Source organism: Pseudomonas sp. LS-2, assembly GCF_003605735.1.
GTDB lineage: Bacteria > Pseudomonadota > Gammaproteobacteria > Pseudomonadales > Pseudomonadaceae > Aquipseudomonas.
In genome coordinates, this window is the sequence record NZ_QXTJ01000003.1 from 110,284 (window position 1) to 134,879 (window position 24,596).

General features: G+C 59.4%; 21 protein-coding genes. 9 read left to right on the plus strand and 12 right to left on the minus strand.

Annotated features, from left to right (window positions below; translation table 11 throughout):
• Positions 1-84 precede the first annotated feature (84 nt).
• The 5 genes from D3M70_RS02435 to D3M70_RS02460 all read left to right on the plus strand — a co-directional run bounded on the left by D3M70_RS02435 (position 85) and on the right by D3M70_RS02460 (position 6,764).
• A complete protein-coding gene (locus D3M70_RS02435) occupies positions 85-2,520 on the plus strand; it encodes a TonB-dependent siderophore receptor (protein WP_120124065.1) in 2,436 nt (811 codons plus the stop codon).
• A gap of 81 nt (positions 2,521-2,601) precedes the next feature.
• Entirely contained in the window at positions 2,602-3,735 is a 1,134-nt protein-coding gene (locus D3M70_RS02440; RefSeq protein ID WP_120124067.1) for a PepSY domain-containing protein, read from the plus strand.
• Positions 3,732-3,923, plus strand: a complete 192-nt coding sequence (locus D3M70_RS02445; protein ID WP_120124068.1) for a hypothetical protein — start codon at positions 3,732-3,734, stop codon at positions 3,921-3,923. Before D3M70_RS02440 ends, D3M70_RS02445 begins: the two co-directional genes overlap by 4 nt.
• Before the next feature lie 825 nt (positions 3,924-4,748).
• Entirely contained in the window at positions 4,749-6,062 is a 1,314-nt protein-coding gene (locus D3M70_RS02455) for an MFS transporter (RefSeq protein ID WP_120124071.1), read from the plus strand.
• Between the two features lie 72 nt (positions 6,063-6,134).
• Positions 6,135-6,764 carry a glutathione S-transferase C-terminal domain-containing protein gene (locus D3M70_RS02460; protein WP_165869724.1) on the plus strand — a complete coding sequence of 210 codons (630 nt, stop codon included), beginning with the start codon at positions 6,135-6,137 and terminating at the stop codon, positions 6,762-6,764.
• Between the two features lie 194 nt (positions 6,765-6,958).
• On the opposite strand, the gene creD is transcribed toward D3M70_RS02460, so the two are convergent.
• From creD to D3M70_RS02485, 4 genes are all read right to left on the minus strand, one after another.
• The gene (gene creD, locus D3M70_RS02470) at positions 6,959-8,335 is read right to left on the minus strand and encodes a cell envelope integrity protein CreD (RefSeq protein WP_120124075.1); all 1,377 of its coding nucleotides are present in this window, start codon (positions 8,333-8,335) and stop codon (positions 6,959-6,961) included.
• 101 nt (positions 8,336-8,436) lie between these two features.
• On the minus strand, positions 8,437-9,858 hold the full coding sequence (gene creC, locus D3M70_RS02475) for a two-component system sensor histidine kinase CreC (protein WP_120124076.1): 1,422 nt from the start codon (positions 9,856-9,858) through the stop codon (positions 8,437-8,439).
• A complete protein-coding gene (gene creB / locus D3M70_RS02480) occupies positions 9,858-10,538 on the minus strand; it encodes a two-component system response regulator CreB (RefSeq protein ID WP_120124078.1) in 681 nt (226 codons plus the stop codon). The genes creC and creB overlap by 1 nt, the downstream gene beginning before the upstream one ends.
• 59 nt (positions 10,539-10,597) lie before the next feature.
• Positions 10,598-11,098, minus strand: a complete 501-nt coding sequence (locus tag D3M70_RS02485; RefSeq protein WP_120124080.1) for an ATP-dependent zinc protease — start codon at positions 11,096-11,098, stop codon at positions 10,598-10,600.
• A 196-nt stretch (positions 11,099-11,294) separates the two neighbouring features.
• Between D3M70_RS02485 and D3M70_RS02490 the strand changes: the two genes are divergently transcribed.
• Positions 11,295-12,188 (plus strand): acyltransferase, encoded by an 894-nt coding sequence (locus tag D3M70_RS02490; RefSeq protein ID WP_120124081.1) that lies wholly within the window; start codon positions 11,295-11,297, stop codon positions 12,186-12,188.
• A 133-nt stretch (positions 12,189-12,321) separates the two neighbouring features.
• Here D3M70_RS02490 and D3M70_RS02495 read toward each other — a convergent pair whose 3' ends face one another.
• Complete coding sequence (locus D3M70_RS02495) at positions 12,322-12,876, minus strand: DUF2780 domain-containing protein (protein ID WP_165869725.1); 555 nt, start codon at positions 12,874-12,876, stop codon at positions 12,322-12,324.
• Positions 12,877-13,117: 241 nt separating this feature from the next.
• Here D3M70_RS02495 and D3M70_RS02500 point away from each other — a divergent pair, with 241 nt between their 5' ends.
• Together D3M70_RS02500 and D3M70_RS02505 are read left to right on the plus strand one after the other, a co-directional pair.
• Complete coding sequence (locus tag D3M70_RS02500; RefSeq protein ID WP_120124085.1) at positions 13,118-13,744, plus strand: sigma-70 family RNA polymerase sigma factor; 627 nt, start codon at positions 13,118-13,120, stop codon at positions 13,742-13,744.
• Positions 13,741-14,415, plus strand: coding sequence for an anti-sigma factor domain-containing protein (locus tag D3M70_RS02505; RefSeq protein ID WP_120124086.1), 675 nt, complete (start codon positions 13,741-13,743; stop codon positions 14,413-14,415). The genes D3M70_RS02500 and D3M70_RS02505 overlap by 4 nt, the downstream gene beginning before the upstream one ends.
• 50 nt (positions 14,416-14,465) lie before the next feature.
• Here D3M70_RS02505 and fdhA read toward each other — a convergent pair whose 3' ends face one another.
• From fdhA to glyA, 7 genes are all read right to left on the minus strand, one after another.
• Complete coding sequence (gene fdhA, locus D3M70_RS02510) at positions 14,466-15,665, minus strand: formaldehyde dehydrogenase, glutathione-independent (RefSeq protein WP_120124088.1); 1,200 nt, start codon at positions 15,663-15,665, stop codon at positions 14,466-14,468.
• A 211-nt stretch (positions 15,666-15,876) separates the two neighbouring features.
• The gene (purU, locus tag D3M70_RS02515) at positions 15,877-16,734 is read right to left on the minus strand and encodes a formyltetrahydrofolate deformylase (RefSeq protein WP_120124089.1); all 858 of its coding nucleotides are present in this window, start codon (positions 16,732-16,734) and stop codon (positions 15,877-15,879) included.
• 126 nt (positions 16,735-16,860) lie between these two features.
• Complete coding sequence (locus D3M70_RS02520) at positions 16,861-17,493, minus strand: sarcosine oxidase subunit gamma (protein ID WP_120124091.1); 633 nt, start codon at positions 17,491-17,493, stop codon at positions 16,861-16,863.
• A 162-nt stretch (positions 17,494-17,655) separates the two neighbouring features.
• Entirely contained in the window at positions 17,656-20,676 is a 3,021-nt protein-coding gene (locus tag D3M70_RS02525) for a sarcosine oxidase subunit alpha (RefSeq protein WP_120124093.1), read from the minus strand.
• A complete protein-coding gene (locus D3M70_RS02530) occupies positions 20,673-20,987 on the minus strand; it encodes a sarcosine oxidase subunit delta (RefSeq protein WP_120124094.1) in 315 nt (104 codons plus the stop codon). The genes D3M70_RS02525 and D3M70_RS02530 overlap by 4 nt, the downstream gene beginning before the upstream one ends.
• Positions 20,988-21,002: 15 nt before the next feature.
• Positions 21,003-22,253, minus strand: a complete 1,251-nt coding sequence (locus D3M70_RS02535; protein ID WP_120124096.1) for a sarcosine oxidase subunit beta family protein — start codon at positions 22,251-22,253, stop codon at positions 21,003-21,005.
• A gap of 15 nt (positions 22,254-22,268) precedes the next feature.
• Complete coding sequence (glyA, locus tag D3M70_RS02540) at positions 22,269-23,522, minus strand: serine hydroxymethyltransferase (protein ID WP_120124098.1); 1,254 nt, start codon at positions 23,520-23,522, stop codon at positions 22,269-22,271.
• Between the two features lie 536 nt (positions 23,523-24,058).
• Here glyA and D3M70_RS02545 point away from each other — a divergent pair.
• Complete coding sequence (locus D3M70_RS02545; protein ID WP_133306429.1) at positions 24,059-24,523, plus strand: hypothetical protein; 465 nt, start codon at positions 24,059-24,061, stop codon at positions 24,521-24,523.
• Positions 24,524-24,596 lie beyond the last annotated feature (73 nt).

Consider the following 24,596-nt stretch of genomic DNA (forward strand, 5'->3'; position numbering starts at 1 on the left):
ATTATTTTCGATTCGCCCCTATCACTTTTCAAATCTCGTTCGGCACATAGGCATTGAGAACAACTTCGACTCAGGAGCCCGCCCATGTCCCGCACGCTTCAAACCCTTCTGCGACCGAGCCTGCTGGCCGCCGCTGTCGCCCTCGCGGCACCGCTGGCGAGCACGCAACTGATGGCGGCCTCTCAGGCATCCAGCGTCCGCGCTTACGACCTGCCCGCAGCACCGCTGTCGACCACGCTGACGCAAATCGCCAGCCAGGCTGGCCTTGCACTGTCGTTGGATCCGTCGCTGGCCGCTGGCCGTACGTCGGCGCCGGTTCAGGGCCAGTTCGATGCGCCGGGTGCCATGGCCCAAGCGTTGCGCGGCACCGGTTTGCAGCTGAGCCAGACCTCCGCAGGCACCTACAGCCTGATTGCGGCACCAGAGGGTGTGATGGCGTTGCCTGAGACCAGCATTCAAGGGCGTCAGGACGGTTTTGAAAGTGCATGGGGTCCGACCGAGACGTACGCTGCTACCCGCACCGCATCCGGAACCAAGACCGACACCGCGCTGATTGAAGCGCCGCGTTCGATCTCGGTTGCGACTCGCCAGCAGATGCAGGACCGTGCAGTACAGAACCTCGACGACGCCGTTCGCTACATGCCTGGCGTTGTCGCCAGCAGCTACGGCAGCGACAGCCGCGCCGAGTGGCTGAAAGTGCGTGGCTTTGAGCCAACCCAGTTCCTCGATGGCCTGCCGCTGCCAAAGGGCGCCTACGTGATGCCGAAGATGGAAACCTGGGACCTGGATCGCGTTGCTCTGCTTCGCGGCCCGGCCTCTTCCGTTTACGGTCAGACGCCTCCAGGCGGTTTGCTGGATATGGTCAGCCGTCGCCCAGAAGCCGAAGCCAGTCATGAAATCCAGGCCCAGGTCGGCAGCTACAACCGCAAACAGATCAGCTTCGATAGCACCGGCAAGATCGATGACGCCGATACCTTCGAATACCGCGTCAGCGGCGTGGTGCGTGACAGCGGGACGTCGGTCGAGCATATCGACGACAAGCGCTACAACATCGCCCCCAGTCTGACCTGGAACATCAACCCGGACACCAAGCTGACCTTCCTCAGCCAGTTCAACCGGGACGATACCGGCATCACCAGCCAGTTCTTGCCGATTCAGGGCACGAAATATCCTTCACCTGCCGGAGAAATCCGCTACCACAAGAACCTCGGTGATCCGGACTGGGAATTCTACGACAAGACCTATTACTCGCTCGGTTACGCGTTTGAAACCCGCCTGAACGATGTCTGGCAGTTCAAACAGAACCTGCGCTACACCAAAAGCGATCTGTCGTTCCAAGGCATTACCGCCGGTGGTTTTTACGGGTCCGTTGCAGATGACGGCACTGTTCAGCGCGGCGCTAACGTCGTGAACGAGGACATCAGCCAGTTCGCGCTGGACAACAACTTTCAGGCCGATTTCGACACCGGCGTGGTCAAGCACACCTTGTTGCTGGGCGCCGACTATCAGCGCGTCAACCACAACTACAAGTGGCAGTACGGCAGTGCTCCGACCAGCAATATCATCAACCCGATCTATGGTCAGGACTTCAGCAACGTCTCGTACTCCGCTTTTCAGGACTACAACCAGAAGACCGACGACTTCGGCATCTACGTCCAGGACCAACTGGCTCTGGATAACTGGCGTCTGACCCTGGGCGGCCGTCAGGATCTGCTCAAGACCAAGTCCGAGTTCTACAACACCAGCCAGTCCGACGACCGCACAGACAGCGCCTTCACCGGTAACGCGGCGCTGAGTTATGTATTTGATTCGGGCTTCACACCTTACGTTTCCTACGCCGAATCATTCCAGGCCGAGCAAGGCGGCGCCAATGGTGTTGCGTTCAAACCCGGCACCGGCAAGCAGTACGAAGTGGGTCTGAAATACCAGCCCCCAGGCAGCGACATCATGTTCACAGCTGCAGCCTACGACTTGACCCGTCGAGACATCGTCCTGAGCGACACATTGGGGGTGCAGCGTCCGCTGGGTGAAGCCAAGGTTCGTGGCTTCGAACTGGAAGCCGTGGGTAACGTCACCGAGAACCTGAAAGTGACGGCGTCCTACACCTACGCCAATAGCAAGATGACCAAAGTCACCGACCCGTTGGACAAGAATCGTCCGCTGCCGCTGACACCTGAAAACCAGGCATCGATCTGGGGTGACTACACTTGGCACACTGGGCTGCTCGACGGCTTCGGCGTTGGCTTCGGCGCGCGTTACATCGGTGAAACCGACAACATCGCTATCGGCAGCTACGGTTTCGTGGCCAATCCGAACTACGGCCACAGCAACCCGTACACCGTCTATGACGCTGCCGTTCATTACGACTTGGGCCGCATGAGCAACTCCCTCAAGGGCGTGAGCGTGTCGGTGAACGCCAACAACGTCTTCGACAAGGAATACATTTCCACCTGCGAAGGCTTCTATTGCTACTACGGCGATCGTCGCAGCGTGCTCGCAAGCGTGGACTACAAATGGTAATCGTTTAAACTCGTAGCGCTGAAAACAAGGGCCGCCCCTCACAGCGGCCCTTTTTGCTTTCGCTTACTCGGTACCTGCACCATGAAAAGCCACACCATCCGTCGCTGGTCGTTCATCCACACGTGGAGCAGTCTGATCTGCACCTTGTTCTTGCTGATGCTCGCGATCACCGGCTTGCCGCTGGTCTTCCATCACGAGATCGAACATCTGCTGGGCGACACCCCGGAGCTCAAAGAGATGCCCGCCAGCACGCCCCGCATGGATCTGCAGCAACTGGTGAGAGCCGCCGAGGCACATCGCCCGGGCGAGGTTGTGCAGTACTTCGGCTGGGATGAAGACGAACCCAACGGCATGTATGCCTTCATGGGCAAGACTGCAGGCGGCGACCCTAACGATACGCACACCTTCATGCTCGATTCGCGCACGGGCGAAGCCGTGGAAACCCCGTCGGCCAACGGCGGTTTCATGAACATCATGCTGCGCCTGCATGTGGACATGTACGCCGGTCTCCCCGGAAAATTGCTGCTTGCCTTCATGGGCCTGCTGTTCGTGTTGGCGATCATTTCCGGCGTGGTGCTTTACGCGCCTTTCATGCGCCGCCTGGATTTCGCCACCGTGCGCCCGAACAAGTCGACCCGCGTGCGCTGGCTCGATCTGCACAACCTGATCGGCGTAGTGACGCTGACCTGGGCGTTCGTCGTCGGGCTGACCGGCGTGCTCAATGCCTGCGCTGACCTTGTGATCGCGCAGTGGCGCAACGATTCGCTGGCAGCCATGGTCGCCCCTTATAAAGACGCCCCGCCGCTAACCGAACGGGCGCCCGCAACCCATCTGCTGGACATTGCCCAGACAACCGTTCCGGGTTCAGAGCCATCCTTCATTGCGTTCCCGGGATCGCGCTTCTCGAGCGAGCATCACTATGCGGTGTTCATGAAGGGCAGCACGCATCTGACCTCACATTTGCTGACCCCCGTGCTGATCGATGCCGAAAGCCTGAAAGTGACCGCCATCGTCAGCAGCCCGTGGTACATGGACGCGCTGCTGCTTTCACAACCCTTGCACTTCGGCGATTACGGCGGCATGCCGATGAAGATTCTCTGGGGTGTTCTGGACGTGCTCACCATTATCGTTCTGAGCAGCGGCGTGTACCTATGGTGGGTCCGTCGTCGTGCCGCAGCGACGATGAATGTTCGACAGGCGGTGGAAGCGGCATGACCCGACACAAGAGACACCCGGCTTTCTGGAGAACCTTCGCCAAACCGACCTGGATCGCCTTGCTCACCGCCGTGGGGCTGTTCGCGGCATTGTTGGGCGACGACGGCTGGGACGTTCTGTCTTGGGTAGGCATGGCAATTCCGGCTTGGCTTAGCATCAAGGGATTGATGGTGCGCAAGCGGGTTTGATTCACCGAACCCGCGCTGCCACATGATTTACATCCAACAAACTTGCGTCACCGTTAGGGAGCATCGCGGAAAAGATCGCTGGAGCAACATCCGCCTCGGCGACCAAAAACAGATTGCCGACCTTTCATTCAGGAGACGTCATCGTCAGTATTGATGCCCAAGTGTCAGGTGGCATCGGTCCTCAACGCTCGTCAGCATCCTTGATCCTGAAAGTGAACGGCGGTCGCTGATGGGGACAGGTCTGTCCCTGGCAATTATGTGTTTCGTAATCTGGGGTGTACGTCGAATCACCGTACCAAGACTCTATCAGTGCTTGACTGGCTTGGCGCTGATAGTCTTCTACTTCAAGTACGTCATCTCGTGGACTGTTGCAATGGAAGAAGTGCGAGATGCTTACTTCCTGGATTACGAAACACTGTTATTTGGCATTTTCTATCTGGGAGTAGACCTTGTGATATACAGCTGGTGGCGTGACGACGAGCCAAAGTAGCAAATCGCACTGCAGCCTCATCAACTGACTGGCTTGTCCCACGCTCCCCTCGCGCGTGGGACAAGCACTGTCCGCCACGCAAGTCATCATATGACTTTCCAGCCATACTCAAATCCAGCAAGCCTGCGTCCTCCCCGGCCGAGCCTCACGACTCCAATCGCCCTCGATCACCCAAAACCCAGCCCCGATCGTGACAATCGAGTTACATATAGAAATACAATCGCCATTCATGGGTATTCCCATTGACAACAAAACGTGCATTTGACTAAATCCACAGTCGTACGACGACGTATAACGCTCGCCGCTAAATAAAAACAATATCAAGAGTGGATTCGATGAAAATCAAAGGCATCCGTTGGTGGATGGTCGCGCTGATTACCGGTGGCATGATCGTCAACTACCTCGCTCGCAACACCCTCTCCGTCGCCGCTCCGACCATGATGAGCGAGCTGAACATCTCCACCGAACAATACTCACACGTGGTCATCGCCTGGCAGATGGGCTATGCCTTCATGCAGCCGGTCGCCGGTTATGTGATTGACGCCATCGGCACCAAACTCGGTTTCGCCCTTTTTGCAGTCGCCTGGTCGATCGCCTGCGCGTCGGCGGCCATGGCTACGGGATGGCAGAGCCTCGCGTTTCTACGCAGCCTTTTGGGTATCACCGAGGCGGCGGGTTTTCCTGCGGCGATCAAAGCGACCACCGAGTGGGTTCCCGCCAGGGAGCGTTCAGTCGCGAGCGGCCGGTTCAACATCGGCTCGTCCATTGGCGCGCTGCTGGCCCCGCCGTTGGTGGTGTGGGCGATCCTTCACAGTGGCTGGGAAGTCGCCTTTATCATCGTTGGAGCCTTGGGTCTGGTGTGGACGGGCAGCTGGCTGCTGTTTTACAAGCACCCACTCAATCAGCGCCTGCTCGGCGATGAGGAGCGCGATTACATTCTGGCGGGTCAGGAATCGCACCTCAAAGACGCCCCGGCCGAACGCGCCAGCTGGAAGAAGATCGTCGGCACCCGCAACTTCTACGCCATCGCCTCTGCGCGCATGCTTTCAGAGCCTGCGTGGCAGACGTTCAATGCCTGGATTCCGCTGTACCTGATGACCGAACGGCACATGAACATCAAGGAAATTGCCATGTTCGCCTGGCTCCCATTCCTCGCGGCCGACATTGGCTGCGTGCTCGGCGGTTACCTGAGCCCGTTCTTTTACAAGCACTTCAAAGTGTCGCTGCTGACCTCTCGCAAAATGGTCATGGTACTCGGTTCGCTGTGCATGATCGGCCCGGGGTGCATCGGTCTGGTCGATAGCCCATACGTGGCGATTGCCCTGCTGTGCGCTGGCGGCTTCGCCCACCAGACGCTTTCCGGCGCCCTGTACGCCATCACTTCGGACTCGTTCGGCAAGAACGAAGTGGGGACTGCGACAGGCCTGGGCGGCATGTTCGGCTTCCTCGGTGCTGCGCTGTTCACACTGGTGCTCGGGATCATGGTGACCAAGGTCGGCTACAGCCCGCTGTTCGTGGCCCTGGCCGCATTCGACATCGTTGCTGCGACCATCATCTGGTTCGTCACCAAACCACTGTCGTCTCAATCTTTGCCACAGCGCATCACAGAAGCGTCTCCCGACTCGGCTGACGTTCTACCGACGGCGTAAGGCTGAAACAGGATATTGCACAGCGTTCTGGCCCTGACTAGTCTTAGGGCCTGTCCGAACAGAGGAATGTCCATGTCTGCGCCCAGCATGACGCTGTATTACAACGCCGCTTCGCCTTTTGCGCGAAAGGTGTTGGTTTTGCTTCACGAGACGGGACAAACCCAGAGGGTCAAGCTCAAGTCGGTGATGGTCACCCCGGTGACCCCCGACAGCGAGCTGTGCCATGAAAACCCGTGTGGAAAGATCCCGGCGCTGTGCCTGGCCGATAACAACGTAATCCACGATAGTCGGGTGATCCTCGACTATCTCGATCATCAACACGTCGGCAATCTGTTGATCCCTCATGAAGGTTCGGCACGCTGGAGGCGACTGACCCTGGCATCGCTCGCCGACGCGGCCCTCGATGCCGCGGTATTGATCCGCTATGAAACCTTCCTGCGCCCGGAAGAAAAACGCTGGTCACAGTGGCTGGACAATCAGCACGAAAAAATCGCCCGCTCGCTGGCCTACTTGGAGGCCGAGGCGGTGACCGAGTTGAGCTCGCATTTCGACATCGCCTCGATCAGCGTGGCTTGTGCCTTGGGGTACCTGGATTTCCGCCAACCGAACCTTGGCTGGCGAAGCAGCTATCCACGCCTGGCCAACTGGTACTACGAAGTCAGTCAGCGACCTTCGATGCTGGAGACCCAGCCGCCCGCATAATCTTCCCCGGAACCGAGCAGATTTCAGTGGGGGTGAAATCCTCCGCGAATAGCCGGTGTATCCGCTGTAAATGCTTCGGGGGATCAATCCACTTGCACAGGCATTCGCCCTCACGGGACGGCGGCATCATCCCGTCGATGATGACTGCGAACAGCTGCCGGGCCATCCGCTGATCTTCGCGCAACCCCAGCCAGTTACTCATGATTCACCTCAATCGGCACTTCGGGCGCTCTGGCCGCGCGCTGCAATATCGCGTACCAGTCCAGTTTGCGAGTCAGCACCATGAACAGCATCAGCAGGCCAAACAGCAGCAGCGAACCCATCAGCAGCGCGTAGTCTTCAGCGCTGAGCAGGCCGTAGAGCAAGGCATACAGGATCGCCAGCCCCAGACCGAAACCCAGCCCGAGAACTACATTTCCCAGCACATGGCAGACGTAGAAGCCAATCAGCGCAACGCAGGCTGCCGCCGACAGCAGGTACGCCCTACCAAAACCCAGGTGCTCGGAAAGCGACAACAACAGCAGAAAAAACAGCGCCAGCGACGCGCCGACCAACGCATATTGCACGGGGTGTACGGCCAATCCCCTGAGGACTTCGAACAACAGAAAGCCGGCGAAGGTCAGCCAGATGAACAGCAATGAGTATTTGATCGAACGATCGGCCTTCAAGTACTGATCGACGGGTGAAATGAAGCTCACGCCAAAACTGCGATCCTTGAATTCTTGGCACACCTGATCGGCTGTGCAGCGATTGAGGGTTTCCTGAAGGTTCGTCGAGAAGAACGAGCTCTGCCAACTGGCCGTGAAGCCCTTTTCGGAGACCTCTCGCCGGGTCGGCAGGTAATTGCCGAAGAAGCTGGGATGCGGCCAGTCGGCGGACAGGTTCACCGTGCTGGACTTACCCACCGGCGTGACCTGAAGTTGCCCGGTGCCTTGCAGGCGCAGATCAAAGGCGAAGTCCAGCCGGCTCTGATCTGCACCACTCTCCACCGGCAATGCCGCGCTCACCCCCTCGCCGAGTAGCGGTACGTGGGTACCGGGTACGAAATCCAGCTCCTCACCGTTCAGTCTGAGTTTGAGGGCATTTTCGATTCCGCGGACATCACTGATACCGACTGCCAGAAACGGTTCATCGAACTGATAGCTGTCGAAATCATCCTCCAGGCCGAAGTGTCTAGGCAGCACAAAGTGGCCTTTGATCTGATTGTCTGCGTGGTACAGCCGTGCCTCGTAAATGCCCCTGGCGCGGACTTCGGTCTGCACCGTGCCATTGAGTTCGAAATGCTCGGGCAGAAAATACAGGCGTCCTCGCTCTTCGACGGTGTCCAGGTAACGCTGCTGACTCTCGGCATTGAGCTTCCAGACCCTAGTGTTTTTGCGATACGGCACGATCAACAGCGGCCCAGTCAATTGCTGGCTGAAACTGGAGCTGCGCGCGATATCGTGCAACACCTCGTTGCGACGGTTCTGCCGATCCTGAATCAACCCGTCGATCATCATCAGCGGGATCAGCAGCAGAAGGATGAGCAGACCGATCACCCCCAGTTTGTAAAGCGTCATGCCTCGATTCATGTGGCTCTCTCCGTTTTGATGGGGAGAGTCTGAGAACGGTTTGTGGAGTGACGATGAGGCGAATGTGGAGATTGTGTGGGCAATCGCGTCAATCAAACCCGTCAGCGCGGGAACACAAGCCGCACCACCACCCCACCTTCGACATTGCCAATGCGCAACTCGCCGCCATGCAGTTGCATGACCTCCTCGACAAAGTTCAGCCCCAGACCGGTGCTTTTGCGTCCTCCGTCGGGCCTTGAAAGAGAATAGAAGCGCTCGCTCAGACGAGGCAGTGCGTAGTCAGGAATGGGCTCGGCAGTGTTGAAAAGGGTGACTTCTACCCCGGCGCTCACCCGCTCGGCCGTGAAGCGCAGGGTGCCGTTCAACGGCGTGAAATCCAGTGCGTTATCCAGCAGATTGGCAAACCCCTGCCGCAGCAGAAAATGCTCGCCGGTCACCGTCACGTGCTGCGCAATCTGTTGCTCAACCCGCAACAGGCGGCTCTCGATGCGAGCACGCTGGGCCGCCAGCGTGTCCTCGATCAGGTCTGACAGGGAGACGAGAGCGTGCTCTTCCAGCCCTTGCCGCTGTTCAACCATCGCCAGATTCAGCAGCCGCTCGATCAATTGCTGCATGCGCGCACTTTCGCTACCGATATTGCCCACGAAGCGCCGGCGCTGGTCGGCAGGCATGTCGCCCTCCAGCAGTTCCGCCGCGCCACGAATAGCCGCCAAAGGACTCTTCAACTCATGGGTCAGCGTATGTACGTAGCGCTCGACATAGGCCTTGCCCTCCAGTTGCGTGCGCATGTGCTCTACAGCAACCGACAACTGCGCCAGCTCGCCGCCGCGATACTTCGGAAGCTCCGCCCGGCGTCCCTCGCTCACGGCCTGGGCGTAATCGGTGAGTCGACGTAGCGATTTGCTCAGCCACCACGACAGCAGCGCGCCGAACAGCAGGCCAAGCAGCACCAGCCCGGCGCCGTACCAAAGTAATCGTCGTTCCGTTCGGTCCACATAGGGCTGCAGAGAGCTATTGGGTTTGGCGACGGTCACCACCCCGATGATGTGGCCCTCATCGCGAATCGGAGCGCCCACATGCATGACCGAAGAATCGGGATCCTGAGGATCGCTGCGGGTCGAGCGCGCGCCGTATTCGCCACGCAAGGTCAGATACACATCGTTCCAGCGTGAGTAATCCTGGCCCACGGCCTCGCCGCTGGAGTCGAGCAACACGACGCCCTTGGCATCGGTTACATAGATGCGGTTATTGACCTGATTCTTCGGCAAGCCCCAGATCGTGGCGCCCGGCTGACGCAATCCGTAGGCTTTAAGCACTTCCGGAAGTCGACTCTGGCTCAGGGTGCCCGCCTTGACGTCTTCGCGCACCAGTTCGGCCAGCAGATTAGCCGTGTCCACGAGGGTTTCTTCGGTGGATTGCCGCACGCCGGGACGCACCTCTTTCATTACGGTGCCGAGTACGAAATAACCGGTCAGGCCGATGAACAGCGCGTAGACCAGAAAGATGCGAATGCCCAGACGCATCAGCTGTGATCCGGACTGTAGCTGTAACCCAGCCCGCGATGGGTCTGGATAGGTTCGGCGTCGGCGGCGATGGTACGCAGCTTGGCGCGCACACTCTTGATGTGGGTATCGATACTGCGCTCATAACCTGCATCGCTGGGAACACCAACGGCGTCCAGCAGTTGTTCGCGGCTGAACACCCGTTGTGGCTGCTCCAACAGGCGTTGCAGCAGACGAAATTCGTGACGCGTAAGGTTCAGCGGCTGCCCGCGATAGCTGACGAGCACGCGTTGCGCATCGATCACGAAATGGGGACCGGTTGGCGGGGTTTCAGTGCGCGGCATCATGCGCTTGAGAATCGCCCTGACCCTGGCAGTGACTTCTCGTGGGCTGAACGGCTTGACCACGTAATCGTCCGCGCCGATCTCAAGCCCTACCACGCGATCAATCTCGCCGTTGCGTGCGCTGAGGAACATCACCGGAACGTCGCTGAAGCGGCGCAACTGTTTGCAGGTTTCAAAGCCGCTGATGTCAGGCAAGCCGATATCGAGAATGATCAGGTCGGCGGGAGTCTTGCGCTGATGATCGACTGCGGCCTGCCCCAATGTCAGCCACGTCGTTGTGAAACCCTCGCCCTGCAAGGCGTACACGAGGGTGTCGGCGATGGCGGCTTCGTCTTCGACAATCAGAATGTGGGGCATGGCATCCGAGCACTTGGCGTAAAGCCGGAACGGTGACGGATATCAGCCCCACACGTCAATCAGCACTGAGGCTTGTCGGCGGTGTATCGACGCGCCGGATTGACCGCTGCGCCGAATTCGCGCAGGGCCTTCGCACCGATCAGTAACGGGTAGTTGAAGTGGCTGCGGTCGACCAGATTGACCTCGACGGTGCGCTTGACGTCGCCCAGGCAAAGCTCGAGGTCCACGACCGGGCGCTTGGTCGGATCGACGGGTTCGTCTTCGTCCTCTCCGTCGGACCGACCCTTGATGCGGCTGATGCGCGACACCTTGTGCTCGTACACCTTGTTGTCCGCATCTTTGGTCGCCAGACGGAAACGCACCCAGTCGTCCCCATCCCGTTTGAACAGTTCGATGTCTTTGGCCGACAGCGACGCCGTCAGTGCGCCGGTGTCCATCTTGGCCTTGAAGGTCTCGCCCAACTCGGAGACCTGAATGTATTCGTAGCGACCGTATAACGTCGGCTCGGCAGCCATGACAGGCAAAGCCAGCAGGGAAAGAAGCGCCAGAAGGGATTTCACGTAACAGGTTCCTCGCAATGAATGGGCGTTGCACGGGCCCGATTTTAGACCGCAACTTTGTCGTTCGTTCGCCAACTAAAGAAGAACCGCAGACTATCTGTAAACGAGTGAAACATTTGTGAGCGACCGCCGGATTTGGCTCCCGGAGTCTGGCTGCTTATCATTGCCGGCCCTTTGTCACGACCTTGAGTGATTTATGCGTCACCTGCTCACCGGAATTACCGTCACGCTGTTGCTGCTGCTCAACACCCTAGTGCTGTTCGGGCCATTGATGGTTTTCGCGCTGCTCAAACTGGTGTTCCAGAGTGAAATGCGTGACCGTTGTTCGTGGGCAGTGATGTGGATCGCCGAGACGTGGGTCGAAATCAACAAGTTGATTTTCAAGCTGTGCCTTCCGACTCGATGGGAGATCAGCGGCCATGAAGGCTTGCGCGGCGACACGTCCTACCTCGTCGTCAGCAATCATCAATCCTGGGTGGACATTCCGGCGCTGGTGCAGGCGTTGAATCGCCGTACACCCTTTTTCAAATTCTTTCTGAAAAAAGAGCTCATCTGGGTACCGTTCCTGGGTCTTGCCTGGTGGGCCCTCGATTACCCATTCATGAAACGCTACACCAAGGCGTTTCTGGCAAAGAACCCGGAACTCAAAGGCAAGGATCTGGAAATCACCAAAGAAGCGTGCGAGCTGTTCAAACGCCAGCCGGTGACCATCGTGAACTATCTGGAAGGCACCCGCTTCACGCCGGCCAAACAGGCCGAGCAAACGTCGCCCTACCCCTACCTGCTCAAGCCCAAGGCGGGGGGCGTGGCGTTCGTCCTGGCCGCGATGGGCGAGCAGCTCGATGCCGTGCTGGACGTGACCGTGGTGTATCCGGGCGCCCGGATTCCGGGGTTCTGGGATCTGATTTCAGGCCGGGTTCCGCGGGCAATCATCGACATAAAAACCCGTGAACTCGACCCTGCGCTGTGGCAGGGCGATTACGAAAATGACCCTGTTTTCCGCGAGTACGTGCAGAACTGGGTTAACCAGTTGTGGCGGGAGAAGAATGCACGAATCGCTGAATTGCGCGGGGATCGGACGAGTAGCTGATCCATTGCAGGAGCGCGCCTGCCCGCGATTGCGATGTGTCAGTCAGCAGAGGCATATCTGACGTCATGCATTCGCGGGCAAGCGCGCTCCTACGGGTTCGGCGTCACTCAAAGCAGGTGTTCAGCCAGCGAAATCACTTGGCGCCCCAAACCCCGCTCAATGCCGACAGCGCCGAGCCGCTCGCACCCTGTTGACCCAGGTATTGCAATATCACCGGTACAAACTGGCCAACCATGCCGCTGTCCATGCCCAGCGCACTGAATGCGCTGTTCACGTCGCCCATGCTCTGCACGTTACCCAATGCACTGCTGACCGCCGAGTTGCCGCTGCCTGAGCTACCACCGAGCATGCCGCCCAGCCCACCCAGGCTGCCCAGGGCCGAAGAACCCGACAGCTGATCCAGACCCGGTACCGATTTGCTCAGGCTCGAATAGTCGTTGCCGGAGAGTTTGTTTTTAGCCAGTCCAAGCAACGCACCGGTACCACCCACTGCCTGCTGAGGGGTGACATTCAGCTGTGTGCCCAGCGTGTTGAGCAAGCCTGCCGCCTCAGGTGCTGCGGTGGCTTTCTGCTGACCGCCGGTGGCGTTGGAAACGGCATTGGCCGCGTCGTTCAGGTTGAAGGCAAAGACCGGCGTTGCCGCCAGCGCCATCAAAGTCGCCAATGCCGCGCCGCGTGCGTTTTTCATAGAAACCTTCATTGAAACAGCCTCGTTTGCCAGAGAACCGGCATAGCCGGGTAAACACGCGTTGGACCCCGCAACGCAAAGAAGTTCCAGCCAGCGATCATCCAGCGCGCCTGCGAAATATCCCGGCGCCCGCTGCATCCACTCTGTAGACCGCTACGTATCCCTTGCACGAACAGAGACTTGTGCAACTGCCTCGCCTGATGAGCGGTGCTTTCTCTTCCTCTTGGCGAGTAGAAAGAAGGTGGATGGAACTGCGGCTCAACCTGGACTAACCTGCCAGCCATACGGCCACCGCCGTTCCCTTGTCTGGAGAAAGCTCATTTCAAGCGTCGACGCCGATGATCTGCGGCAATTGCTCGCTCAGTGCTCACTGGGCAACCGCCGCGCCTTCGAAAGCCTCTACCGTCAGGTTTCCGGCCATCTGTTCGCGGTTGCCCTGCGCTGCATGGGTCATCGCGATCAGGCAGAAGACGTTCTGCAGGAGGCTTTTGTCCGGATCTGGAACAGCGCGTCGCAGTACGACGCCAACCTCTCGGCGCCGATGACCTGGATGGTGAGCATTACGCGCAACAAGGCCATCGACCAGTTGCGCAAACACCGCGAAGACCCGCTGACCGATGAGCAGGCTCAGGCGCTGTTCGATCAGGCACCCTCCGCTCACGAGCAACTGGAAAGCCATCGCGACGCCAACGCGTTGCAACGTTGCCTCGATACCCTGGAGGGCATGCAGCGCCAGTCGATCATCACGGCCTATTTCCACGGCGCCTCCCATGGGGATCTGGTCACGCAACTGGCAGCGCCTCTGGGCACCGTCAAATCGTGGATCCGTCGAGGTATGGAACGGCTGCGCAGGTGCCTTGAATCATGAATTATCGTCACCCAGAACTGCGCCGCGCGCTCTCGGCTGATTACGCGATTGGCCTGATGCCGTCGACCGCCCGCAGACGTTTCGAAAACCTGTTACTCGACGATCCGACGCTTCGCGAAGAAGTCGCCCGGTGGCAGGAAAGCCTTGTCGGGCTGACCACCTCGCTGGAACCGCAACCGGTGCCAGAGCGCCTATGGGAGCAAATCATTGCGCGTATCGAACCGCAACGCCTGCACGTCCCGGAAAAACGACCGTTCTGGAGCTGGATGCGCATTGCAGCGGTCGCCTGCACATTGCTCGTCGCGGTCATCGTCGGTGTGATCTACAACCGTGACAAACCCGACTTCAACGCCACGCTGGTCGCCAGCAATCAGCAACCGGCGCTGACCGTACAGGCTTTCGACCGCTACTTGAAAGTCGAGCCTGTCACCGTTGCCCGCGTGGAGACCGGCCGCAGTCTTGAGCTATGGGCTATCCCGGCGGACGGCATCCCGGTGTCGCTGGGCGTGATTCCGGATGACGGAAAAGGCCGCGTCGAGCTGAGCGAAAGCCAGCGCAAGTTGCTGGGCTCGCAAACCACGATGGCCATTACGCTGGAGCCGAAGGGAGGTTCGCCAAGCGGCAAACCGACAGGACCGGTTCTGTATAAAGGGCAGTTGGCGTCGCTGTAAGCCATACAAAAAAGGCGACCTCGCGGTCGCCTTTTTTATGGGCAAGAAGCTTACGCCGCGCTGAACAGCTTGTGCGGATCGATCACGAATTTCTTCGGTACGCCTGCGTCGAACTCGCCGTAACCACGCGGTGCATCATCAAGACTGATGACCTGCACACCCACGACCTCGGCAATGTTGATGCGGTCCCACATGATGGCCTGCATCAACTGGCGGTTGTACTTCATGACCGGGGTCTGACCGGTATGGAAGCTATGGGACTTCGCCCAGCCCAGACCGAAGCGAATGCTCAGGCTGCCCATTTTGGCGGCAGCGTCGACCGCGCCCGGATCTTCGGTGACGTACAGGCCGGGAATACCGATCTTGCCCGCCACGCGCACCACGCCCATCAGCGAGTTGAGCACAGTGGCCGGTGCTTCTGCCTTAACGCCAGCATGGCCGTGACCGCGGGCTTCGAAGCCCACGGCGTCGACGGCGCAGTCCACTTCGGGCTCGCCCAGCAGCGCGGCGATCTGCTCATGCAGCGGAGTGTCCTTTGACAGGTCGGCGATCTCGAAACCCTGTGCCTTGGCATGCGCCAGACGTACGGGATTGACGTCGCCAACGATCACCACCGCAGCGCCGAGCAGACGCGCCGAAGCTGCCGCGGCCAGACCGACAGGGCCGGCGCCGGCAATGTAAACCGAGCTGCCCGGACCGACACCGGCCGTCACTGCGCCGTGATAGCCAGTCGGCAGAATGTCGGAGAGGCAGGTCAGGTCGCGGATCTTTTCCATCGCCTTGTCGCGATCAGGCAGTTTGAGCAGGTTGAAGTCGGCATAAGGCACGAGCACGTATTCGGCCTGACCACCGGTCCAGTCGCCCATGTCGACATAGCCATAAGCGCCGCCGGGACGCGCCGGGTTCACAGTCAGGCAGACGCCGGTGTGTTGTTCTTTGCAGGAACGGCACAGGCCGCATGCCACGTTGAAGGGAACGGAAACGAGATCGCCGATCTTGAGGTTTTCGACGCCGCTGCCCATCTCGACCACCTCACCGGTGATCTCATGGCCGAGGACCAGACCTACCTGGGCAGTGGTGCGACCGCGTACCATGTGTTGGTCTGAGCCGCAAATGTTGGTGGATACGACGCGCAGGATGACACCGTGCTCGATCTTCTTGCCGCGCGGGTCCTGCATTTTTGGATAGTCAATTTTCTGTACTTCGACCTTGCCAGCGCCGAGATACACCACACCACGATTACCAGACATGCTTTCACCTCGCTGTTTGTTGTTATGGATACAGCCGTGTAGCGGAGTTATGCGTCGCCAGTGTGTTGCGGCAACGCACTGATTGCTCTGGGTGTTTCGTTTGATTGGGGGCGGCCCCTGCAGGAGCGCGCTTGCCCGCGAAGGGCGTCATGTCAGATACATCAATGATGACTGACACACCGCCATCGCGGGCAAGCGCGCTCCTACACATTTACAAAACCACGGTGCGGTTGGCATTGAGGAACACGCGCCGCTCGATGTGATACCCCACCGCTCGCGCCAGGGTCAGGCCTTCGATATCGCGGCCCTTGGCGATGAGGTCTTCAGGGTAGTGACTGTGATCGACCACCTCGACGCCCTGAGCAATGATCGGACCCTCGTCGAGATCGTTGTTGATGTAATGCGCGGTCGCACCGACAAGCTTCACGCCCTTGCTGTAGGCCTGGTGATACGGCTTGGCGCCCTTGAACCCCGGCAGCAACGAGTGGTGAATGTTGATCGCGCGACCATCCAGCTTGCGGCACAGCTCTGGTGACAGCACCTGCATGTAGCGGGCGAGCACCACCAGCTCGGCGCCGGTTTCCTCGATCACCTTCATCACCTTGGCTTCCTGCGAGGGCTTGTCGTTGGGATCGAGTGGGAAATGGTAGTAGGGGATTTCATGCCAGCGCGCCAATGGTTCGAGATCCGGATGGTTGGAAACCACCGCGACCACGTCCATCGACAGCTGGTTGATGCGCTGACGGTAGAGCAGATCGTTAAGGCAGTGATCAGCCTTGGACACCATGATCACGACTTTTGGCCGGTAGTTCGGCGCCGTCAATTCGAAGACCATGCCAAAGGCTTCTCCGCGCTCGGCCAGCCCTGCACGGAACGAGGCCTCGTCGAAGCCTTCCGGTTGGCGAAATTCGACACGAATGAAAAAACGGCTGGATAGCCTGTCATCGAACGAATGGTGCTCGGTAACGTAGCAGTCCTGTTCGAACAGATAGCGCGTGACCGCGTCCACCGTGCCCAGCACGCTTGGGCAGTCGGCAGTCAGAATCCAGGTATCGGGGGCGCGGCTCATAGTTATTCCTCAGATCGTTCCCACGCTCCGCGTGGGAATGCAGTTCAGGACGCTCCGCGTCCTTCACATGGGACGCGCAGCGTCCCGGGATGCGTTCCCATGCGGGGGCGTGGGAACGATCAATGATTACGCCGCGACGCCCAAACCGTACTCGGCACTCGCATCCTGCAGCCATAGCCACCAGTAATCGGCGAAGCTGCGGCGGATCAGCAATTCCCAGGTTTCTTCCCCTGTACGGCGGATGACCAGTTGCGACTTGGCGAATACCGTACCGACGGCCTTGCCGACCGGGAAATTGCTCGGGTGTACGTCGTAACTGGTGGACTTCATGAGCACTTCACGGACTTTCGGGCCGGTCAGTTCCAACAGCGATTGGCCGCCGCTGACGTTGACCACCTGAATGTGCAGACCGTCCAGCGCTTCGCGCAGCTTTTGCTCGGCGGCAAATTCTTCGCCGGTCGGCACGATCAGCAGCCACTCATCCGGGCCCATCCATTGAATCGAGCTTTCGCCGCTCGTTACCAGGGCCAGCGCAGCCGGCAGTTCCATGCCCAGCGCCTTGTGGACGCCAGCCGCGAACGCCGGATCGTGTGCATCGCCACGAATGGTCAGGTGGCCCAGCAGTTTTTTCTCGCGAATCACCACACCCGGGTTGGTGCGGCCTTTGCCGACCAGGCTTTTGAGGTCGGCATGAAACAGAGGCGACTCGACTTTGACGTCGGTCGTCGGCCGCTGTTGGTAAACGTTGGCTGTGGTCATAGAGCACCTGTCTTGAATTCTGTTGTGTTGCCGGAGCGCCTCACTGTAGGAGCGCGCTTGCCCGCGATGCAGTGGATCAAACACATCAATGGCGATTGATACACCGCAATCGCGGGCAAGCGCGCTCCTACAGGTCCAGACCGTGGAGCGAGCCTTCGCCCTTTACTCCACGTTCTGCCGGTCACCCTTCGGATCGAAAAACACCGAGGAAACGATTTCCGCCTCGATCACCGAGCCGTCAGCCTGAGGCGAGAACACACGCTCGCCCATGCGCTTCAGACCACCCTTGACCACGCCCATGGCGAACGAGTAACCCAGCGAGTTGGCTGCGTAGCTCGACGTCACATGACCCACCATGGTCATCGGGATCGACTGCTTCGGATCGAAGACCAGTTGCGCGCCTTCCGGCAGCCACTTGTTCGGATCGATCGGCTTGAGGCCCACCAGTTGCTTGCGGTCTTCACGCAAGCAATCTTCACGGTTCATGCCACGTTGGCCGATCCACGAGAACGGCTTGGTGCGACCCACACACCAGCCCATGTTCAGATCGTCCGGATTCATCGAGCCGTCGGTGTCCTGACCAACGATGATGAAGCCCTTCTCGGCCCGCAGCACGTGCATGGTTTCGGTGCCGTACGGGGTCAGGTTGTACTTCTTGCCCGCCTCGGCGATTTTCTCCAGCACACCCATCGCGTAATCAGCCTGGATGTTCACTTCGTAGGAAAGCTCGCCGGTAAACGAAATCCGGAACACGCGAGCCGGAACGCCACCGACCAGACCTTCTTTCCAGGTCATGAACGGGAAGGCTTCACGGCCCAGATCAATGTCGGTCACTTCGCTCAGCAGCTTGCGGCTGTTCGGACCCGACAGGGTCAGGGTCGCGTAGTGGTCGGTCACGGAAGTGAAATACACCTTCAGGTCCGGCCATTCGGTCTGCTGATAGATTTCCAGCCATTGCAGGACGCGTGCGGCGCCGCCCGTGGTGGTGGTCATGATGAAGTGGTTGTCGGCGACGCAGGCAGTGACGCCGTCGTCGAAGACCATGCCGTCTTCTTTACACATCAGGCCATAGCGCGCCTTGCCCACATCAAGCTTGGTCCAGGCGTTGGTATAGATGCGGTTCAGGAACTCGCGCGCATCCGGGCCTTGAATGTCGATCTTGCCGAGGGTCGAGGCATCCAGCAGGCCAACGCTGTCGCGCACGGCTTTGCATTCGCGGCGGACCGCTGCGTGAATGTCTTCACCGGCTTTGGGGAAGTACCACGGACGTTTCCATTGGCCGACGTCTTCGAATTCGGCGCCGTTCTTGACGTGCCAGGCATGCAGCGCGGTGAAGCGCACAGGCTCGAAGATGTGGCCGCAGTGACGGCCGGCTACTGCACCGAAGGTCACCGGCGTGTAGTTCGGACGGAACATGGTGGTGCCCATCTCAGGAATCGAGACGTTCAGCGAACGAGCCGCGATGGCCAGACCGTTGACGTTACCCAGCTTGCCCTGATCGGTACCGAAGCCCAGCGCGGTGTAGCGTTTGACGTGCTCGACCGACTCGAAGCCTTCGCGGGTCGCCAGTTCGATGGCAGCGGCGGTGACGTCGTTCTGCAGGTCGACGAACTGCTTCGGTGCGCGGGCAGTGCCCTTCTCATGCGGCACCTGGAACAACGCCAGCGTCGGTTCTTCAACGCGGCTCAGGGCTTTTGGCATCACGTCTTCGACTAACTGGAAACCGGCCTCGCTGGCTGCGCGAACGCCGCCTTCAAAACCATCGGCCAGCGAATCCGCCAATGCGTAAACGCCGTTCACCCCGCCGACGCAGACGCGTTTTTGCGGGGCTTCGCCCGGTACGAAACCGAGGATGTCTTCACGCCAGACCGGCTTGCCGCCCAGGTGGGACGCCAGGTGAACGATCGGGCTGTAGCCGCCGGAGCTTGCGATCAGGTCGCAGTCGAGCCATTCGCCCGGGCTTGTGACCTTGTGCGCCTTGACGTCGATGGCTGCTACACGAGCACCGCTGACGCGTTTGCTTCCGCGGGCTTCGATCACGGCACTGCCGGTGAGAATTCGAATGCCCTTGGCACGTGCTTCCTCAACCAATGCGCCACGTGGATTGTGGCGGGCGTCGGCGACGGCGATCACTTGCAGACCGGCATCGAGCCAGTCCAGCGCAACGCGGTAGGCGTAGTCGTTGTTGGTCGACAGCACCAGCTTCTTGCCCGGAGCCACGCCGTAACGACGAACGTATGTGGAAACGGCACCGGCCAGCATGTTGCCCGGCACATCGTTGTTGCCGTAAACCAGCGGACGCTCGTGCGTACCGGTTGCCAGCACGACACGCTTGGCGCGAACGCGGTGCATGCGCTGACGCACCTGGCCGATGGGCGCGCGGTCGCGGAGGTGATCGGTCAGACGTTCGTGAATGGTCAGGAAGTTGTGGTCGTGGTAGCCGTTCACGGTAGCGCGTGGCAACAGAACCACGTTGGCCAGGCCTTTAAGCTCGGCAACGACAGTGGAAACCCACTCCGCTGCAGGCTTGCCGTCCAGGCTCTCACGGGAATCCAGCAGACTGCCGCCAAACTCTTCCTGTTCGTCGGCAATGATGACTCGGGCACCGCTGCGTGCAGCCGCCAGTGCAGCCGCCAGACCGGCAGGGCCTGCGCCAACGATCAGCACGTCGCAGTGCTGGTTCATGTTGTCGTAGGTGTCCGGATCGTTTTCGGTCGGCGAACGGCCCAGACCTGCGGCCTTACGAATGTACTTCTCGTAGGTCATCCAGAACGATTGCGGGTACATGAAGGTTTTGTAGTAGAAGCCCGGAGGCATCAGCTTGCCGCCGACCTTGCCGAGAATCCCCATCATGTCGGTGTTAACGCTCGGCCAACCGTTGGTGCTGGTGGCGACCAGGCCGGAATACAGTGCCTGTTGAGTGGCGCGCACGTTCGGAATCTGAGTGGCTTCGGTCGCGCCGATCTGCAGAACGGCGTTCGGCTCTTCGGACCCGGCAGCGAAAATGCCGCGAGGACGGGAGTATTTGAAGCTGCGACCGATGATGTCGACGCCGTTGGCCAGCAGGGCTGCGGCCAGCGTGTCACCTTCAAAGCCCTGGTACGTCTGGCCATTGAAGTTGAAGTTCAGGACCTTGCTGCGGTCGATGCGGCCGCCATTAGGCAGACGATTGGACTGGCTCATACCTTGTCTCCCTTGCCGACGGCTGGAACCGGATTCACGAACTGCGGCTTGGTGCCAATCAGATATGTTTCGAGAATTTCATACGTCACGGTGTCACGCGTGGCATTGAAGTACTGACGGCAACCGGCTGCGTGAATCCACAGTTCGTGGTGCAGGCCGCGCGGGTTGTCGCGGAAAAACATGTAGTCGCCCCACTCTTCGTCGGTGCAAGACGCAGGGTCCAGCGGACGCGGAATGTGCGCCTGACCGGAGCCGTGGAATTCCTCTTCGGAGCGCAGTTCGCCACAGTGAGGACAGAAGATATGCAACATAAGGAAATTCTCCTGTTAGTGGGCGACAGCCGCAGCGCCATGTTCGTCGATCAACGCACCGTTGTGGAAACGGTCGATGGAGAAAGGTTTTGCCAATGGGTGCATTTCGCCCTTCGCCAGACTTGCAGCGAAGACGTTGCCCGAACCCGGGGTCGCCTTGAAGCCGCCAGTCCCCCAACCGCAGTTGAAGAACATGTTCGGGACAGGCGTCTTGGAAATGATCGGGCACGCATCCGGCGTGGTGTCGACGATGCCGCCCCACTGACGGTTCATGCGCACGCGCGACAGCACCGGGAACATCTCGACGATGGCCTGAATGGTGTGCTCGATCACCGGATACGAACCGCGCTGACCGTAGCCGACCCAGCCATCGATACCGGCGCCGATCACCAGGTCGCCCTTGTCGGACTGGCTGATGTAGCCGTGAACGGCGTTGGACATGATCACACTGTCAATAATCGGTTTAATCGGCTCGGACACCAGCGCTTGCAGCGGGTGGGATTCGACCGGCAGACGGAAGCCTGCAAGTTTGGCCATGTGCCCCGAGTTACCGGCGGTCACCACACCGACGCGCTTGGCGCCGATGAAGCCCTTGTTGGTTTCAACGCCGACGCACACGCCGTTTTCCTTGCGGAAGCCGGTGACTTCGGTTTGCTGAATCAAGTCAACGCCCAGGGCGTCGGCGGCACGGGCAAAGCCCCAGGCCACGGCGTCGTGACGTGCTACGCCGCCGCGACGTTGCACCGTCGCGCCGATGATTGGGTAGCGAGTGTTTTTAGAGCAGTCCAGGTACGGAATCTCTTCGGCCACTTGCTTGCCGTCGAGCAGTTCGCCGTCGACGCCGTTCAGGCGGTTGGCGCTGACGCGACGCTCGGAATCACGCATGTCCTGCAGGGTGTGGCACAGGTTGTACACACCGCGCTGGGAGAACATGACGTTGTAGTTCAGGTCCTGCGACAGGCCTTCCCACAACTTCATCGCGTGTTCGTACAGATGCGCGGACTCGTCCCACAGGTAGTTGGAACGCACGATGGTGGTGTTACGGGCGGTGTTGCCGCCGCCCAACCAGCCTTTCTCGACCACGGCAACGTTGGTGATGCCGTGCTCTTTGGCCAGGTAATAAGCCGTCGCCAGACCGTGACCGCCGCCGCCGACGATAACCACGTCGTAGACCTTTTTAGGGGTCGGCGTGCGCCACATGCGCTGCCAGTTTTCGTGGTGGCTGAGGGAGTGTTTGAAGAGGCCGAAGCCTGAGTAATGTTGCATGGTGCTACTCCTGACTCAGCGGTAAACCGGGAAATCGGCGCACAGCGCGGCAACCTGGCTGGCAACATTGGCCTCGACATCGGCATCGCCGAGGTTGTCGAGAATGTCGCAGATCCAGCCGGCCAGCGTGATGCACTGGGTGACTTTGAAACCGCGAGTGGTGACAGCCGGGGTGCCAATGCGCAGGCCCGAGGTCACGAACGGCGATTGTGGATCGTTCGGTACGGCGTTCTTGTTGACGGTGATGTGGGCGCGACCGAGCGCGGCATCAGCGTCTTTACCGGTAAGGCCCTGACGAATCAGGCTGACCAGGAACAGGTGGTTGTCGGTGCCACCGGAAACAACGTCGTAACCGCGATCGATGAACACTTGAGCCATGGCCTGGGCGTTGTCGATCACTTGCTGTTGGTAAGCCTTGAAGCCTGGTTCCATGGCTTCCTTGAAGCACACGGCCTTACCGGCGATCACGTGCATCAACGGGCCGCCTTGAGCGCCTGGGAACACGGCGGAGTTGAGCTTCTTCTCGATCTCTTCGTTGGCCTTCGCCAGGATCAGACCGCCACGGGGACCGCGCAGGGTTTTGTGCGTGGTGGTGGTGACCACGTCCGCGTACGGCAGCGGATTCGGGTAAAGGCCAGCCGCGACCAGACCGGCCACGTGCGCCATGTCAACGAACAGCAACGCGCCGACTTTGTCTGCGATCTGACGGAAGCGCGGGAAATCCAGGGTTTTGGAGTAAGCCGAGAAACCGGCCACGATCATTTTCGGCTTGTGTTCGACGGCCAGACGCTCGACCTCGTCGTAATTGATCAAGCCGGTGGTGGTGTCGATGCCGTACTGAACAGCGTTGTAGAGCTTGCCCGAGGACGACACCTTGGCGCCGTGAGTCAGGTGACCGCCGTGGGCCAGGCTCATGCCCAGAATGGTGTCGCCCGCTTGAATCAGTGCCAGGTAAACGGCGCTGTTGGCAGACGAACCCGAGTGCGGCTGCACGTTGGCGTAATCAGCACCGAACAGCTGTTTGGCGCGGTCGACGGCCAGTTGCTCGACCTTGTCGACGTGCTCGCAGCCGCCGTAGTAGCGCTTGCCCGGGTAGCCTTCGGCGTACTTGTTGGTCAGGCCGCTGCCTTGAGCTTCCATCACGCGCTTGCTGGTGTAGTTCTCCGAGGCGATCAGCTCGATGTGATCTTCCTGACGCTGATCTTCGGCATTCATCGCTGCCAACAGTGCATCGTCATAACCCTGGATCTGGTCTTGCTTGCTGAACATCGCGGTTCTCCCAGCGGCGGCGCGGCGCCTGAATTATCAATGGGGCTTGGAATTGCCCCTTGGCAGCGATGGTATGACCGACGCAGACAGCCTAGATGCCTGCGCACGCCACGCAATGGTGCGTTTACGACATGGGTTGGCGGGGAGAGATAAATGCTCGGGTTCAGACCGATGCAGAGGACAAACTGTAGGAGCGCGCTTGCCCGCGATTGCGGTGTATCAGGCACCATTGCAGTGTCGGGAAGAATGCTTCGCGGGCAAGCGCGCTCCTACAGTGAAGCGTGTTACAAACAAAAATCCCCGGTCGGGGCCGGGATTGTTGGGGATGCGAATGTCGCAATCAGACAGATTTGCCAGGCAACGACCCATCCGCCTGATAAGCGGTAGGCTGTACTGTCATTTTTGACAGTTACTCGCGGATGAAAAAGGGCTTAGCCTCTTCAGCAGGCCAACTACCGTGAACAGAGCTAATGAGGACTGGCCGGTATAGGGCCTCAACCCCCGCATATTAAGTGAATGAAAGCATGGAGAGCATCATGATCGACAATATCGAAAACATCGACTTCTATCTGGATGGCGTCAAGATTGACTCGGACAACTTAAAGCATGCAATGCTTTACCTCCAAGAGGGAGATACGGTTCAATATGATGAGCAACCGAATCTACTTTTTTTCACGGTGGGCCGCGTCCTCCCCAAGCTTGCACAAGATAAGGCCCAATGGAGAGTAGTCTCCAGAGACGATCTGGGAAAAACAACCGCTGATCGAAAAGACAAGCTGGCTCACGCTGGGTCAGCCGGGGCGATGAACGTTGTACTGTACTTAGCCGGAGGAGAAATTATTCAAATAACCGACGAACCGTCCAAAATCGTTCTAGCTCACACCTTAAGAATACGAACTTTCTTGCATGAAGGCAAAGCCCTTCAAGTGACCCACCGGTGGCTGTATGCAGTTGAAGGCTCACTTGCGTGGCACTTACATTGCACCAATGTTGGCGCTTAACCCCTATATTACGAATAGATTAAACCAAGACGGCAACTATACTACCGAGTTCTGGATGCAGATCTCGCTAGTT

What these genes read in the sequence shown, in the direction of transcription:
- D3M70_RS02435 (WP_120124065.1), top strand. Translation starts at nt 85, where the DNA reads ATGTCCCGCACGCTTCAAACCCTTCTGCGACCGAGCCTGCTGGCCGCC.
- D3M70_RS02440 (WP_120124067.1), top strand. Translation starts at nt 2,602, where the DNA reads ATGAAAAGCCACACCATCCGTCGCTGGTCGTTCATCCACACGTGGAGC.
- D3M70_RS02445 (WP_120124068.1), top strand. Translation starts at nt 3,732, where the DNA reads ATGACCCGACACAAGAGACACCCGGCTTTCTGGAGAACCTTCGCCAAA.
- D3M70_RS02455 (WP_120124071.1), top strand. Translation starts at nt 4,749, where the DNA reads ATGAAAATCAAAGGCATCCGTTGGTGGATGGTCGCGCTGATTACCGGT.
- D3M70_RS02460 (WP_165869724.1), top strand. Translation starts at nt 6,135, where the DNA reads ATGTCTGCGCCCAGCATGACGCTGTATTACAACGCCGCTTCGCCTTTT.
- creD (WP_120124075.1), bottom strand. Translation starts at nt 8,335, where the DNA reads ATGAATCGAGGCATGACGCTTTACAAACTGGGGGTGATCGGTCTGCTC.
- creC (WP_120124076.1), bottom strand. Translation starts at nt 9,858, where the DNA reads ATGCGTCTGGGCATTCGCATCTTTCTGGTCTACGCGCTGTTCATCGGC.
- creB (WP_120124078.1), bottom strand. Translation starts at nt 10,538, where the DNA reads ATGCCCCACATTCTGATTGTCGAAGACGAAGCCGCCATCGCCGACACC.
- D3M70_RS02490 (WP_120124081.1), top strand. Translation starts at nt 11,295, where the DNA reads ATGCGTCACCTGCTCACCGGAATTACCGTCACGCTGTTGCTGCTGCTC.
- D3M70_RS02495 (WP_165869725.1), bottom strand. Translation starts at nt 12,876, where the DNA reads ATGAAAAACGCACGCGGCGCGGCATTGGCGACTTTGATGGCGCTGGCG.
- D3M70_RS02505 (WP_120124086.1), top strand. Translation starts at nt 13,741, where the DNA reads ATGAATTATCGTCACCCAGAACTGCGCCGCGCGCTCTCGGCTGATTAC.
- fdhA (WP_120124088.1), bottom strand. Translation starts at nt 15,665, where the DNA reads ATGTCTGGTAATCGTGGTGTGGTGTATCTCGGCGCTGGCAAGGTCGAA.
- purU (WP_120124089.1), bottom strand. Translation starts at nt 16,734, where the DNA reads ATGAGCCGCGCCCCCGATACCTGGATTCTGACTGCCGACTGCCCAAGC.
- D3M70_RS02520 (WP_120124091.1), bottom strand. Translation starts at nt 17,493, where the DNA reads ATGACCACAGCCAACGTTTACCAACAGCGGCCGACGACCGACGTCAAA.
- D3M70_RS02525 (WP_120124093.1), bottom strand. Translation starts at nt 20,676, where the DNA reads ATGAGCCAGTCCAATCGTCTGCCTAATGGCGGCCGCATCGACCGCAGC.
- D3M70_RS02530 (WP_120124094.1), bottom strand. Translation starts at nt 20,987, where the DNA reads ATGTTGCATATCTTCTGTCCTCACTGTGGCGAACTGCGCTCCGAAGAG.
- D3M70_RS02535 (WP_120124096.1), bottom strand. Translation starts at nt 22,253, where the DNA reads ATGCAACATTACTCAGGCTTCGGCCTCTTCAAACACTCCCTCAGCCAC.
- glyA (WP_120124098.1), bottom strand. Translation starts at nt 23,522, where the DNA reads ATGTTCAGCAAGCAAGACCAGATCCAGGGTTATGACGATGCACTGTTG.
- D3M70_RS02545 (WP_133306429.1), top strand. Translation starts at nt 24,059, where the DNA reads ATGATCGACAATATCGAAAACATCGACTTCTATCTGGATGGCGTCAAG.